This window comes from Blautia aquisgranensis, assembly GCF_040096615.1.
In the GTDB taxonomy this organism is placed as follows: Bacteria; Bacillota; Clostridia; order Lachnospirales; family Lachnospiraceae; genus Blautia_A; species Blautia_A aquisgranensis.
This window is the reverse complement of sequence record NZ_JBBMEJ010000009.1, coordinates 26,514-40,284: the sequence shown is the minus strand read 5'-3', so window position 1 is coordinate 40,284 and position 13,771 is coordinate 26,514. Positions and strand designations below refer to the sequence as shown.

The 13,771-nt window shown below is 44.5% G+C and carries 12 protein-coding genes; 7 read left to right on the top strand and 5 right to left on the bottom strand.

The annotated features are described in order from the left end of the window. Positions 1 to 15 precede the first annotated feature (15 nt). The gene (locus WMO28_RS08695; protein WP_349056697.1) at positions 16 to 1,569 is read left to right on the top strand and encodes an ATP-binding protein; all 1,554 of its coding nucleotides are present in this window, start codon (positions 16 to 18) and stop codon (positions 1,567 to 1,569) included. Positions 1,570 to 1,671: 102 nt separating this feature from the next. Here WMO28_RS08695 and WMO28_RS08690 read toward each other — a convergent pair whose 3' ends face one another. The 4 genes from WMO28_RS08690 to murC form a co-directional block, all read right to left on the bottom strand. Beyond that, on the bottom strand, positions 1,672 to 2,856 hold the full coding sequence (locus WMO28_RS08690) for a ribose-phosphate pyrophosphokinase (RefSeq protein ID WP_349056696.1): 1,185 nt from the start codon (positions 2,854 to 2,856) through the stop codon (positions 1,672 to 1,674). 1 nt (position 2,857) lies between these two features. After that, complete coding sequence (locus tag WMO28_RS08685) at positions 2,858 to 3,844, bottom strand: ATP-binding protein (RefSeq protein ID WP_178642552.1); 987 nt, start codon at positions 3,842 to 3,844, stop codon at positions 2,858 to 2,860. Positions 3,845 to 3,871: 27 nt separating this feature from the next. Then, complete coding sequence (locus WMO28_RS08680) at positions 3,872 to 4,984, bottom strand: DnaD domain protein (protein WP_178642549.1); 1,113 nt, start codon at positions 4,982 to 4,984, stop codon at positions 3,872 to 3,874. Between the two features lie 330 nt (positions 4,985 to 5,314). After that, positions 5,315 to 6,694: a UDP-N-acetylmuramate--L-alanine ligase gene (murC, locus tag WMO28_RS08675; RefSeq protein ID WP_349056695.1), complete on the bottom strand. Its 1,380-nt coding sequence runs from the start codon at positions 6,692 to 6,694 to the stop codon at positions 5,315 to 5,317. Between the two features lie 315 nt (positions 6,695 to 7,009). Between murC and WMO28_RS08670 the strand changes: the two genes are divergently transcribed. The 4 genes from WMO28_RS08670 to WMO28_RS08655 all read left to right on the top strand — a co-directional run bounded on the left by WMO28_RS08670 (position 7,010) and on the right by WMO28_RS08655 (position 11,446). Further along, positions 7,010 to 8,287 (top strand): glucose-1-phosphate adenylyltransferase, encoded by a 1,278-nt coding sequence (locus WMO28_RS08670; protein ID WP_178644285.1) that lies wholly within the window; start codon positions 7,010 to 7,012, stop codon positions 8,285 to 8,287. Next, complete coding sequence (glgD, locus tag WMO28_RS08665) at positions 8,284 to 9,405, top strand: glucose-1-phosphate adenylyltransferase subunit GlgD (protein ID WP_178644287.1); 1,122 nt, start codon at positions 8,284 to 8,286, stop codon at positions 9,403 to 9,405. The genes WMO28_RS08670 and glgD overlap by 4 nt, the downstream gene beginning before the upstream one ends. A 50-nt stretch (positions 9,406 to 9,455) precedes the next feature. Continuing rightward, on the top strand, positions 9,456 to 9,752 hold the full coding sequence (gene spoVG, locus WMO28_RS08660) for a septation regulator SpoVG (protein WP_349056694.1): 297 nt from the start codon (positions 9,456 to 9,458) through the stop codon (positions 9,750 to 9,752). Positions 9,753 to 10,078: 326 nt separating this feature from the next. Next, positions 10,079 to 11,446 (top strand): PcsB-like coiled-coil domain-containing protein, encoded by a 1,368-nt coding sequence (locus tag WMO28_RS08655; RefSeq protein WP_349056693.1) that lies wholly within the window; start codon positions 10,079 to 10,081, stop codon positions 11,444 to 11,446. Positions 11,447 to 11,570: 124 nt separating this feature from the next. On the opposite strand, the gene pduB is transcribed toward WMO28_RS08655, so the two are convergent. Next, entirely contained in the window at positions 11,571 to 12,293 is a 723-nt protein-coding gene (pduB, locus tag WMO28_RS08650) for a microcompartment protein PduB (protein WP_435376184.1), read from the bottom strand. A gap of 495 nt (positions 12,294 to 12,788) precedes the next feature. Here pduB and WMO28_RS08645 point away from each other — a divergent pair, with 495 nt between their 5' ends. Then, complete coding sequence (locus tag WMO28_RS08645) at positions 12,789 to 13,091, top strand: STAS domain-containing protein (protein ID WP_349056692.1); 303 nt, start codon at positions 12,789 to 12,791, stop codon at positions 13,089 to 13,091. 23 nt (positions 13,092 to 13,114) lie between these two features. Beyond that, positions 13,115 to 13,555 carry a DUF1284 domain-containing protein gene (locus WMO28_RS08640; protein ID WP_349056691.1) on the top strand — a complete coding sequence of 147 codons (441 nt, stop codon included), beginning with the start codon at positions 13,115 to 13,117 and terminating at the stop codon, positions 13,553 to 13,555. The last annotated feature ends 216 nt before the right edge of the window (positions 13,556 to 13,771 follow it).

Sequence of the window (13,771 nt, the reverse complement as noted above, 5' to 3'; positions counted from 1 at the left end):
GAGGATAGCTGAAAAATGGTCATCAGACGTTTGAAAATCAAAAATTTCGGTAAGATACGGGATAAAGATATAGAGCTTTCTCCGGGACTCAACGTACTCTACGGAGAAAATGAAAGCGGTAAGACAACCACTCACACATTTATACGTTCCATGCTCTATGGCGTCCGCAGACTCAGAGGCAAGGCTGCACAAAATGATACATATACGAAATATGAACCCTGGGAAAACCCGGCAGAATACGGTGGCATTTTGTGGTTTGCCGCGCAGGGAAAAAAATATCGCCTTACCAGAAATTTTTATAAAGAAAAAAAATTCGGTGAGCTTCTTTGCGAGGATGACGGAAGCCTTGTGGATGCAGAAGCAGGAGTGCTGGATGTAATTCTTGGAAATGTCAGTGAGGCAGTCTATGATAATACTGTTTCTGTTGCACAGCTTAAAAGCGTTACAGGACGCGATCTTGTCCGGGAACTTCAGAATTATATGGCAAGTTATCAGGGGACAAGGGACAGTTCCATTGATATGGGAAGGGCTATGCAGATGCTGAAAATGTCCAGAAAAGGATATCTTACAGAAGTGTCCCGGCGAAAAAAAGAGCTGGAGAAAGAAAAAGAAAAAATTTCTTCGAATATAGAATATATCCAGAAAGAAATCCGGGAGCTGGATGAGAAACGAGACAAGGTAACACAGCAGCAGGATGGAATGAATCAGGGAACCCGTGATCGAAGTACAGAAGATCTTCTGGAACTGAGAATTCGCCGTGTAAAAAAGAGACGAGAATTGGTTGATGTGGTTCTGTCGGTTGTATTGGTGGCGGGAATCGCAGGAACGGGTTGTCTGGCGGCTTTTTCCGGCCTGGTGATCTTAAGTATTCTGACAGGGGTGCTTACGGCAGGAGTTACGGTAGCGGCATTGTTTTTCCGTGTACGTCTGAGCAGAGAGCTGAATAAACGTGAACGTCAGAGGAATCGCTGGCTTTCCAGGCATGATGAACTGACCTGGAGCAGGAACAGCCTGGATCAGGATTATGAAGAGAAATATACAGCTCTTTCCAATCTGAAGTCTGAGCTTCAGGAGTGTGAGGATAACACAGAGGTGATGACACCGGAGGAAACGGAGATTCAGGCTCTGAACATGGCCATGGATACGATTGAAGCACTTTCCGGGAATATCACAGACCAGGTGGGAGACAGACTCAAACATCGCACCTCGCAGATATTAAGTGAGATCACCGGCGGAAAATATAAAGAAGTCCTTATGGACGAGGAGCTTCATATTCTGGTGAATACCGGAGAACGGACAGTTCCGGTGGAGAGACTGAGCCGCGGAACACTGGAGCAGATATATTTTGCACTGCGTATGGCCGCAGGAGAGCTTTTTTGCAGGGATGAGGTTTTTCCTGTGATTCTGGATGATGTGTTTGGCATGTATGATGAAGACCGATTGGCTTCCGTACTGCACTGGCTTCATAAAGAAAACAGACAGGTGATTATAAGTACCTGCAATAAAAGAGAGATGGAAATACTGGATAAAGAAGGAATTCCTTATCAGAAAATATTGCTTACGGTATAATTATCTGGTGAAGAAATACAGAAATCCCCCCGGTTCTCGGAAATTTAAAGAGAACCGGGGGGATTTTTTGCTTAATTATTTTATAGTATTTCAGGTGGAAAATTATTTCTCATACTGGCTCATGTAATTGGTAACACAACGTTTGATTCTGTCTACCGGGTTGAGAAGATGGCTGACAGAGTTATCATGATTCAGCGTATCGATGATCAGGGCAATATATTTGCTCATATCGCAGCTGATGTAGTATGGTTTCTCAAGAAGTTCAGGCTCCTGGTAAACAAGGTTTGTAGTAAGGAGTTTGTCGAAGTAGCCCTTCTTGTGAGCCTCGTCGAATTTCTCAAGACCATCTGTGAAGAAACCGAAAGTAGAGCAGATATAAACCTTTCCGGCACCTTTCTCCTTGAGGAGAGAAGCAATTTTCAGGATCGTATCACCGGAAGAGATCATATCGTCGATCAGGATCATATCCTTGCCTTCAAGCTTCGGTCCCAGGAACTCATATGCAGCAACCGGATGGCGGCCATTTTCGTAGGTTGTGTAGTCCAGACGTTTGTAGTACATACCCATGTCAACACCGAGCACGTTGGCGAGATAGATGGCACGGCTCATGCTTCCTTCATCCGGGCTGATGGTCATGAAATGATCCTTATCAATATGCAGACCCTCTTCATTCTTGAGAAGTGCCTTGATGAACTGATAGGATGGCTGTACAGTCTCGAAGCCGTGAAGCGGTGTAGCGTTCTGTACACGGGAGTCGTGGGCATCGAAGGTGATGATGTTCTCAACACCCATGTCGATCAGCTCATGAAGTGCAGTGGCACAGTCCAGAGACTCTCTTCCGACACGCTTGTCCTGACGGCTCTCATAGAGATACGGCATGATTACGTTAACTCTGCGGGCTTTTCCACCGATGGCAGCGATTACACGTTTCATATCCTGGAAATGGTCATCCGGGGACATGAGATTGGTATATGGTCCGATCGGATAGGAAAGGCTGTAGTTGGTCACATCCACCATAATGTAGATATCATCACCACGGACAGATTCGTTGATGGTACATTTGGCTTCACCGGAACCGAAACGAGGATTCTTTGCTTCGATAATGTAAGAATCACGCTTGTATCCCTCGAAAGCGAAGGAATCCATTCCGGGATACTGCCTTTCGGCACGCCATTTAACCAGCCAGTCATTCACCTTAGCTCCTAATGAGCTGCAGCTCTGAAGGGGAATCAGTCCAAGTCTTCCTACCGGGAGTGTGGAAAAATCTTTTGTAGTTACCTGTGCCATTTTAATTTCCTCCTAAAAATATTTTCTGTATACGGATATCTTTCCCGATCAGCGAGATCATCTGATAGTTGCTTGCGATCCGGGAAAAAGTTCTCTCGGAATAAGTATCCGAGAAATTCTTGAGCGTCAGATTCGTGGAAATGATCGTGGACTTTCTTCGCATGATCCGTTCATTGAGACAGAGAAAAAGCTGCGAGGATACAAAGCTGTTGGTAAGCTCTGTTCCAAGGTCATCAATGATAAGAAGATCACAGTCGTAGAGCAGTTCCTCATCTGTGCCTGTATCCTTTCTGGAAAAAGAGTTCGCAGCCATCATATCAAAAAGATCATAGGCTGAGAAATACAGAACACAGTGCGTGGATCTGAGAAGCTCCCGCGCGATACAGTGTGAGAGAAATGTTTTTCCCACGCCGGTATCGCCATACAAAAACAGATTTTCGAATTTGTGGTCGAAGTCCTGCACAAAGCGCTGTGCAGTGTCGTAGGCCCGTCTGGCTGTTTCCAGAGCAGACAGTCCCGTGGCTTCGTTTTTTATTGTAGCAGAATAATAGTCAAATGAAAAGCTGTCAAAATTTTCTTTTTCAAGAATTTCATTGAGATTAGACTGTGCATAGAGCAGTTCAATCTCGGCTTTTTTGAAACAGGTGCATTTTTTGCTGCCCACGTATCCGGTGTCCTGACAGACAGGACAGGTGCAGGGCATTTCCAGATAATCTCCGGGAAAACCATTGGCAACAAGAAGCGTGAGTCGTTCATCTGAGAGCTCCTGGATCGCTGCCTTCAGGTCAGAAGTTCCTTTTTCTTTGCCGCTTAAAAGCCTTCGCACCTTATCTGCACTTAAGGTAGCTACCTCGTCATCAATCTCTTTAAGACGGGGAATCTTCGCATAGGCATTGGCAGTGTGCTCCTCCAGAATCCGGTGATTCTGAGCCTGACGCCGACTGTATTCTCTCATTATAGTATCATACTGAAAATTCTGTAAAGGCATAAAAAAGCTCCTTCCAGGTAAAAAAGGTTACTGATTTAAAAGACGTTTCTCATATTCTGCGAAATCGTAATCCCGCTGATGGAAATTGTTAAACCGGTTATTACTCTGAGGCGGCTGTGTAGGCTGTTTCTTGCGGGAAACAGATTTCTCCAGCTGGCGCTTCTTATGCTCGGCATCCAGAAGCCGGATATCTTCCAGAGTATGTACGTTTTTCTTTTTCCAGCCGGAGAGGATTTTATCTGCGTACTGGAAGCTTGGCTGGCCTGTTGTGAGAACTGTTCTGCTGCAGGCCTCCTGGATCAGCTCCAGGTCAAAACCGTAGGTTTTACGCCAGGTATCAATGTAAGTGATCTCATCCTCCACAGGATTGCGCCCGTTGATTCCCATAGCTTTCAGGACTGAATAATAATCTTTGGAAAAACGGGAGCTTGCTTCACGGGCCTTCTCAACCGTTGTAATGCCGTCTTTGGACCAGGCCATGGCAACAGTTTCAATATAGCGCATACTCTTGCGCCCTCTGGAAACACAGTATTCCACAAGATATTCGATGAGGTCTGCGGACATTTTGAGCTCGTCGTAGAAAAAAAGAATCTTCTGCATTTCCGTAGGAGTCAGTGTCTTGCCAAGATACTGCTCGGCAATATAGAGCAGCTGGCTGACTTCCTCGTTCTGTTTGAGCTCTTTTACACGGTCTGGAGTGAGTCTGTAGGCAGAAGTTCCGGACCGGTCAGTGTCTGTGCCGGAAGAGGCTCCCACATTGGATACGGAAACCGGAGAAGAAGTACTCTCGTGGGAAAACACCTGATCACTGGAAGCACTGCTCTCCAGACGGCCGGTATCTGTGAATGGATCCAGAAGAGTGATTCCGGTAAGCTGCTGGTCATTGGTATAAGTCAGAGAGATCAGCTTCTCAGCTTCCCAGTATTTTAAGGCACGGGAGATATCTCGCTCCGTGCAGAAAAGCCGGTCTGCCATAGTTTCCAGACTGAAGGAGGTTGGAGCGGCAGATACAATACGGAGCAGGTAGATATATACCTTCACAAATTCTCCGTTGGCACGAGGCATGAAGTTGTCAATAAAACGATTGGAAAGAATCGTAACCTCTGTTTCTGAGGTATTCTGAAGAGAAATCATACTCATATCAGCAGCTCACTTTCTGTAATATTATCGCACAAATTATAGCGGACAAATCTGTCTGACACACTAAGAAGGATTATAGCACAACCATTTTTAAATGAGAATAGTTTATTTTCACAACGGATGTACGCAAATTTGTATGTGGAAAATGTGGATAATGTGGAAAACTTCGAGGATGACATTATTGGTAACTGAAAAAAAACCGGATTTTATAAGGAAAATGCGGTATTTGCAGAATTATGCTGTCAATTTATGTCAAGTGGATTATGCACAAAAAAATCCACATGCCAGGCACGTATGGAATGTGCATAAGCATGTGGATAATGTGGATAACTATTTTCCGAGGAGGTGTTCTCCAATATTTACAACGTCTCCGGCGCCCATAGTTATCAACAGATCACCATGTGCACAACTTTTCAGCAGAAAGCTCTCGATCTCATCGAAAGTCGGGAAATATTCGCAAGGTGTTCCCAGTTCCTGGATCTTTTTCTGGAGATCCTGGGAGGAAATGCCAAGATCGTCAGTTTCACGGGCTGCATAGATATCAGCAAGCACTACGTGGTCTGCAAGGGTCAGAGCTTTGGCAAACTCCGGAAGAAGAGCCTTGGTACGGGTATAAGTATGTGGCTGGAATACACACCATACCTTCTGATGAGGGTAATTCTTCGCTGCATGAAGAGTTGCCTCGATCTCTGTCGGATGATGTGCGTAATCATCGATAATGGTAACTCCGCCAATTTCACCCTTGTACTGGAAACGGCGGTCTGTTCCTGTGAAGCTTCCCAGTCCTTTGACGAGAACTTCCTCCGGAAGATCCAGAAGGCGTCCCACAGCGATGGCTGCCAGAGCGTTGGATACGTTATGGATGCCCGGTACACGGAGGTAGTAGCTGCCGATTTTTTTGCCCTGGAAAAGAACAGTAAAGGATGGGTGTCCGTATTTATCCCATGTGATGTCTGTTGCTGTATAATCTGCATCATGCTCAAGACCATAGGTAAGAATATGACATGAAAGATCACGGGTGATAGTCTCATATTCCGGTGTATCGGCATTGATGATCAGAGTTCCGTCTTCCGGAAGAAGCTCGGCAAATTTCCGGAAGGAATGACGGATATCGTCAATATCCTTGAAGAAATCCAGATGGTCAGCATCCATATTCAGGATCACACTGATTTTTGGGAAAAAGCTTAAGAAGCTGTTGGTGTATTCACAGGCCTCCGTGACAAAAGTCTCAGAATTTCCCACGCGGATGTTGCCGTGGATCGCAGGAAGGATGCCACCGACACTGATCGTCGGATCGCAGTCACCCTCAAGAAGGATGTGGGATACCATGGAGGTTGTGGTTGTTTTGCCATGAGTACCGGAAATTGCGATCGGAGTATCATAGTTACGCATGATCTGCCCAAGCAGTTCTGCACGTGTGAGCATTGGAAGACCTTTTTCTTTAGCGCAGGCAAATTCCGGGTTGTCAGGGTGGATCGCTGCAGTGTACACAACAACATCTACATCATCCTTGATATTAGCTGCACGCTGACCATAGTAGATCATGGCACCGCGTTCTTCCAGAGTGCGGGTCAGAGGGCTGGCCTTGGCATCGGAACCGGAGATCTTGAAATTCTCCTCGAGAAGAATCTCGGCAAGGCCGCTCATGCTGATGCCGCCGATTCCGATAAAATGAATGTGGAGCGGTTTATGAAAGTCTATCTGATACATAATAATCTCCTTATATATATGTTGTTTTTTCGGGGTTCTTTAGTCTGTTTTATTATAACGCCAACGGAAACAATTGAAAAGTGCTACTTTCAGATAAAAAAGCGGTTTTGTGCTGAATACAAAAGTAACCAGAAAATGTTGCGGAAAAATGTTGAAATTTACCAGAAGAACGAAAAAAATGATTAGTCATACCAATTTTTGATATACAATAGCGATAAAAAAAGTAAAGTCTAGGCAAAATAATTGTAAAAAATGTTCACTAATACGGTAAAGTATGATATAATTAAACAATAATAACATACAAGAGGTGATCGCATGATTAAGAAAGAGATGATTGCCATGCTCTTGGCCGGTGGGCAAGGTAGCAGGTTAGGAGTTTTGACAGAAAAAGTTGCAAAGCCGGCAGTCGCTTTTGGTGGTAAATATCGTATCATCGATTTTCCACTGAGCAATTGTATTAACTCAGGAATTGACACGGTGGGCGTGCTGACGCAGTACCAGCCGCTCCGCCTGAATACACATATCGGCATCGGTATTCCGTGGGATCTGGACCGCAATGAAGGTGGTGTCACAGTCCTGCCGCCGTACGAGAAGAGCACAAGCAGCGAATGGTATACAGGAACTGCCAATGCGATTTATCAGAATCTGGCGTATATGGAACAGTATAATCCGGATTATGTGCTGATTCTTTCCGGTGACCATATCTATAAGATGGATTACGAAGTAATGCTGGATTTCCACAAGGCGAACAAGGCAGACATTACAATCGCATGTATGCCGGTTCCAATCGAGGAAGCCAGCCGTTTTGGTATTATGGTCACTGACGACAGCAACCGTATTACAGAGTTCGAGGAGAAACCGGAGCATCCGAGCAGTAACCTGGCTTCTATGGGTATTTATATCTTCTCATGGCCGGTTCTTAAAGAAGCGCTGATCGCACTGAAGGATCAGAACGGATGTGACTTTGGTAAGCATATTCTTCCGTATTGTAAGGAGAAAGGCCAACGTCTTTTTGCATATGAATACAATGGTTACTGGAAAGATGTAGGAACACTTGGTTCTTACTGGGAAGCCAACATGGAACTGATCGATATCATTCCGGAGTTTAATCTTTATGAGGAATTCTGGAGAATTTATACCAAGGGTGACGTGATCCCGCCTCAGTACATTGCCTCAGACGCAGTTGTAGACAAGTGTATCATCGGTGAGGGAACGGAAGTCTACGGAGAGGTACATAATTCAGTGATCGGTCCCAATGTAACCATCGGAAAGGGCAGCGTGATCCGTGATTCCATTATCATGAAGAATACGGTAATTGGCGAGAATACTGTTATGGATAAGGCAATCGTGGCTGAGGACGTTGTTGTCGGAAACAATGTTGTGATCGGCTACGGTGAAGAAGCACCGAATGTTCTGAAACCTGCTGTATATTCCTTTGGACTGGCAGCAATCGGAGAAGGCAGCGTGATTCCGGATAATGTTAAGATTGGCAAGAATACTGCTATCTCAGGTATCACGACCAAAGAAGACTACCCTGACGGAGAACTGGCAGGCGGCCAGGTAATTGCAGCAAAGGACGGTGGGAAAGAATGAGAGCGATAGGTATTATTTTGGCAGGCGGAAATAACAACCGCATGAGAGAATTATCAAACAAGAGAGCGATCGCAGCCATGCCGATTGCAGGAAGCTATCGCGCGATCGACTTTGCCCTGAGCAATATGGCGAATTCACATATCCAGAAGGTAGCTGTCCTGACACAGTATAATGCCCGTTCCCTGAATGAGCATTTAAGCTCATCCAAATGGTGGGATTTCGGAAGAAAACAGGGAGGACTCTATGTTTTCACACCGACGATCACCAAGGATAACAGCTTATGGTATCAGGGAACTGCAGACGCGATCTATCAGAATCTGACATTTCTTAAAAACAGCCATGAGCCGTATGTTGTGATCGCATCCGGTGACGGAATCTACAAGCTGGATTACAATAAAGTCCTGGAATATCACATTGCAAAGAGAGCAGATGTGACTGTCGTATGTACAACCTGCCAGGATCAGAGCCAGGTGGAACGCTTTGGTGTTCTTCGTATGAATGAGGACTGCCGGATCGAGGAATTTGAGGAGAAACCGATCGTTTCTTCTTATAATACTGTGTCCACAGGTATCTATGTCATCCGGAGAAGACAGCTGATCGAGCTGATCGAGCGTGCTGCACAGGAAGGAAGACATGATTTTGTAAATGATATTCTTATCCGCTATAAGAATCTTAAGAGAATCTATGGCTATAAGATCGATACTTACTGGAATAATATTTCTACAGCAGAGGCTTATTACCAGACGAACATGGATTTCCTGAAACCGGAGATCCGCAATTATTTCTTTAAACAGGAGCCAGGAATTAAGACGAAGATCGCAGATGTACCACCGGCTAAATACAATCCGGGATCCAATGTGAAGAACAGTCTGATATCCAGCGGATGCATCATCAACGGAACGGTAGAGAATTCAGTTCTGTTCCGTGATGTATTTGTAGGTAGCAACTGTGTTATTAAAAACTCTGTGATCCTCAATGACGTATACCTTGGAGATAATACACATATCGAGAATTGCATTGTTGAGAGCCGGGATACTATCCGGGCGAACTCATATTACTGCGGCGAAGAAGGAGAAGTAAAGATCGTCGTAGAGAAAAACGAACGCTACGTATTGTAAATGCAGAAATTCCCGCAGATACGTTTGGCGAAATGAAAGGGGCAGGTAACATGAATATTACAGATGTACGTGTGAGAAAGGTAGCAAAAGAAGGGAAAATGAAGGCCGTTGTGTCTATCACTATAGATGACGAGTTTGTGGTACATGACATTAAGGTTATCGAAGGAGAAAAAGGTCTGTTTATTGCGATGCCGAGCCGTAAGGCCAGCGACGGAGAGTACCGCGATATCGCACATCCGATCAACTCTTCAACAAGAGAACGGATCCAGACGATCATTCTCGACAAATATCAGGAAGTAATGGCTGAGGAAGCCGAGAATGATGTTCTTATGGAAGCTGCGGAATAGGTCTGGCTTTCGGTTACAGACAGCGGAGAGAGATCCGCATAGCTGACGACTTGGGAATTGAGACTGCATAGGATAATTATGAAGCTGCTGCTTTGCAGGGAAACCTGCAGAGGGGTGGCTTCTTTTGTTGTGGATATTTCATCTAAATACAGTTATAGTAATGCCATATTTGTAATAAAATCATAACAATTAAATAGGATTTTACGGACAAAGTAAAGGCGAATATCTTCAAATATTACATACTTGTTACAAAAATGAAATAAAAATGTTGCTTTTTATAAAAAATATGTTATACTAGTACCCATGAAAGGACGAAAGGTGTTTATATGAAGAATAGAAAAGTTTTCACATTACTGCTGACAGGCATGCTTACTCTTTCCATGGGAAGCACCGTATATGCATCAAGTACAGACGCTGCCATTGCAGAGGCACAGGCGGAGAAACAGGCCGCAGAGAACAGCCTCGCGCAGGTACAGGGCAGTATCGGCAGTCTTGAGAGCAAGAAGCAGGAGCTGGAGAGCTATCTGGCCGACTTAAACGCACAGTATGAGGATCTTACCAACAGTATTTCTGAACTGAGTATTCAGGCTGCTGAGAAGGAAGACGAACTCAATAAAGTAAAAAAAGAACTTAAAAAAGCGAAGAAAGCTTCTACAGATCAGTATGAATCCATGAAGCTTCGAATCGCATATATGTATGAAAATGCAGGAACATCTGCACTGGAGACATTACTTTCCTCCGAGAGTCTTGCAGAATTTCTGAACCGCGCAGAGAATGCGATACAGATTTCTACATATGACAGAAATATGTTGGGTAAGTATGTAAGTCTTCAGGAGAACATTCAGGAGAATGAGAAGAGGGTTGAGACCGAGTCAGCAGAGATCGATAATCTGATGACAGAGCGTGCGTCCAAGCAGCAGGAAGTTCAGTCCATGGCAGCGACCACAAGCGAGGATATCAACTCTTATGTAAATCAGATCAGTGCCAGCCAGGAAGAAGCCCAGCAGCTGATGGCAGATATCAGCAATGCGGACAGCAATATCACAGCTCTTGTACAGCAGGCAGAGGCTGAGAAAGCAGCTGAGGAGAAGGCGAGAGCTGAGGCAGAAGCCGAGGCTGAGAGACAGGCAGCCGCAGAAGCTGCAGCTGAAGAAGCAGCACAGGCTGATGATGGGACAGATAGCGAAGACAGCAGTTATGAAGAAAGTTCTGATGATTATGGATACGATTCCGATGAAGACACTACAGAAGATTCCAGTACTTCTACAAGCTCTGAGGTTGTTGTAGAAGAGGAAGAAGAGGAAACTGATGATGTGCAGTCCGGAAGTTCCGGGGATAATTCATCTGATGAGGATACTTCAGACTCATCAGATGATACATCCACAGATACTTCTGCTTCCGGTTCCTCCAGCCAGGGGACATATCTTGGAAACTTTACACTGACAGCATATTGTAACTGTGCACAATGTTGTGGTACAGCAGGTAATCTGACTGCCAGCGGAACTGTTCCGACAGCAGGACGTACAGTAGCTATGGCAGGCGTTCCTTTTGGAACCAAGCTTCTGATCAACGGAAATGTGTATACAGTAGAGGATCTTGGAACTCCTTACGGACATGTTGATATTTACTGTGGAAGTCATGAGGAGGCATTAAGCTTCGGACTTCAGTCAGCTGAGGTTTATCAGGTAGGCTGATACGGGCAGAATAAATAAAATACGAATAGAAACAGCACCATAAGATCAATGGTTTGAGTGATCTTATGGTGCTGTTTTACTGTGCTGGTATGTAAATATTGTTTATAATATAGCAGATAGCCATTTACAGATACGGCGTTCCCGGAATTTCCGGATAAGTTCCCATGCCGATCAGCAGCTCCAGACCTGTCTGGCGTCCTTCAAGAACTGCGGCTTTTACTGCGCTGGCATCGCCGGAGATGGCAATGATCACTTCGTTGGAGTGGCTGGTACCGATATTTGGTGTCATATATTTTGTGATGGAAACGGCAGCGGATTTTACCGCATTGTCAGCCATAACAAGACCAATGGCAGCAGGAGAGCCGGCCATGAAACCGAATGCTTCACCCAGTGGAGTTCCAAAAGCTTTGTGAATGGCAGGACCTGCACTTGCGGAAAAAGCAAACTCCAGATGTCCGGATTCACTGATATAAACCTCACCGGCATATTTGTTCGTCAGCTCCAGGGCAAGGGAAATGGCATGACGTACATCTGAGACATCATTTCCACCCAGTACGATATAGTTTCCATGGCCGCCCCAGCCCTTGGTATCTCGAGGGAGTTCAATGGAAAGCACCTCTGTGTTGGTGGCTTTTACCGCATCGTCGATGGCTGTGATCTGTCCGGCCGCACCGGTCCGGGAACTGAAAAGACCAAGACAGTGGTATTTCGTACCGACATTCATCTCCTGAAGCAGGGAATCGTCAACACCGGAGATCACAAGTCCGATGGTATCCAGGACGGCAGTCCCTACAAATTCTGTCCGTGTACAGCTGGTGCTGATATTATGTATATCGTGTATATCCATGTGGAAAAATCCCCCTTTTTTATACTGAAAATTGCTGTTTTCAGTATACCATTGAACAGCGGAATTTGAAAGAAAAAGTTGGAAAGCTGACTGTCTATTGCAGTTTGTGCAGAAAAGAGGATCATTTGTGAAGAAGAACATTTTAAAGTCGGATATCATGCTATGTTATGATTATGAAAAAAACGAGACATTCTGATCAGTTTCGTGCAGATGGAGCAGGTTTGTTCTGGAATGAAAAGATAATACGAGGTGTTTCCATGGTAGTATTTTTCTTTGTGAATAAGGTTATTTTTCCGGAAGGAGAAGCGAAAAGATAAATCAGGACAGGGCAGATGTCTTTGGGGGCATCCGCTCTGTTTTTTTTGATACTGTAAAGCGTTTTGCTTGTTTGCAATATGAGTTCGTGTTAAACTGTTTATAAAACTACCTGAAAATGGCAGCTATATTTTGGGAGATTTTCAGAGCATGTCACTGACAGAACATGGGAGGTATGAAATGAGCTTGGAAATAAAAAAAGTATCAGAAGAAGAAACAATAACAGTTGTCCTTGGTGGCAGACTTGACACAACGACTGCACCACAACTGGAAGAATTTGCGGAGAAAGAACTGCAGGATGTGAAAAATCTGATTCTTGATTTTGAGAATCTTGAGTACATATCATCGGCAGGACTGAGAATTATCCTGAAACTTCAGAAGATGATGAACAAAATTGGTACTATGAAGCTGATTCACGTAGGCGAAGCTATTCTTGAGATTTTTGAAGTCACCGGATTTGTGGATTTTTTGGATATTCAATAAAAAGTTTGGAAAGGTATTGAAATATGAAAGATAAAAGCATTGCCACGGCATATGTTTGCGATGAGGGCACAGAGGAAAAAATCATTCCCCTGCGCCCTCATCATGGTATGTGCCTGGCTTATTTTAAAGGCGAGGGATACAGTAACGGATTTACTGCACATATGGCAGAGATGCTGAAGATTTTTCTGAAAGGACAGAAAATTCGTCTTCATGTAGATACAGACGAGATCTGTTCGGCCTGTCCCAATAACTGCGGCGGACATTGTACACCTGGTGAACATGTGGTGGAATACGATAATGCTGTGCTGGAGAGATGTGGACTAAAGGCCGGTCAGGTTTTGGAATTTCAGGAATTTACGGAGCTGGTGCAGAAAAAGATTCTCGCGGATGGTAAGCGGGGGGAAATCTGCGGCAGCTGTCAGTGGAACAGTATCTGTGAAGAGCAGAAGAGCCGCTGGGAATAGAATTATATAGAAAATTCGAAAAATAATCTGATAATGAGAAAAAAACAACAATTATAAAAAGGTTTTTTGCGCCGGGCTGTATGGACAAATAATTTGAAAGTTGGTAAAATCACGATATGTTAGTCTTAACAAACTAACTGTGCTTGATAGAGCACTTCTGCGGAACGTGACCTTATTGCATATCTTGCAGAAAAAAATTTCACAAAAAATAATTGT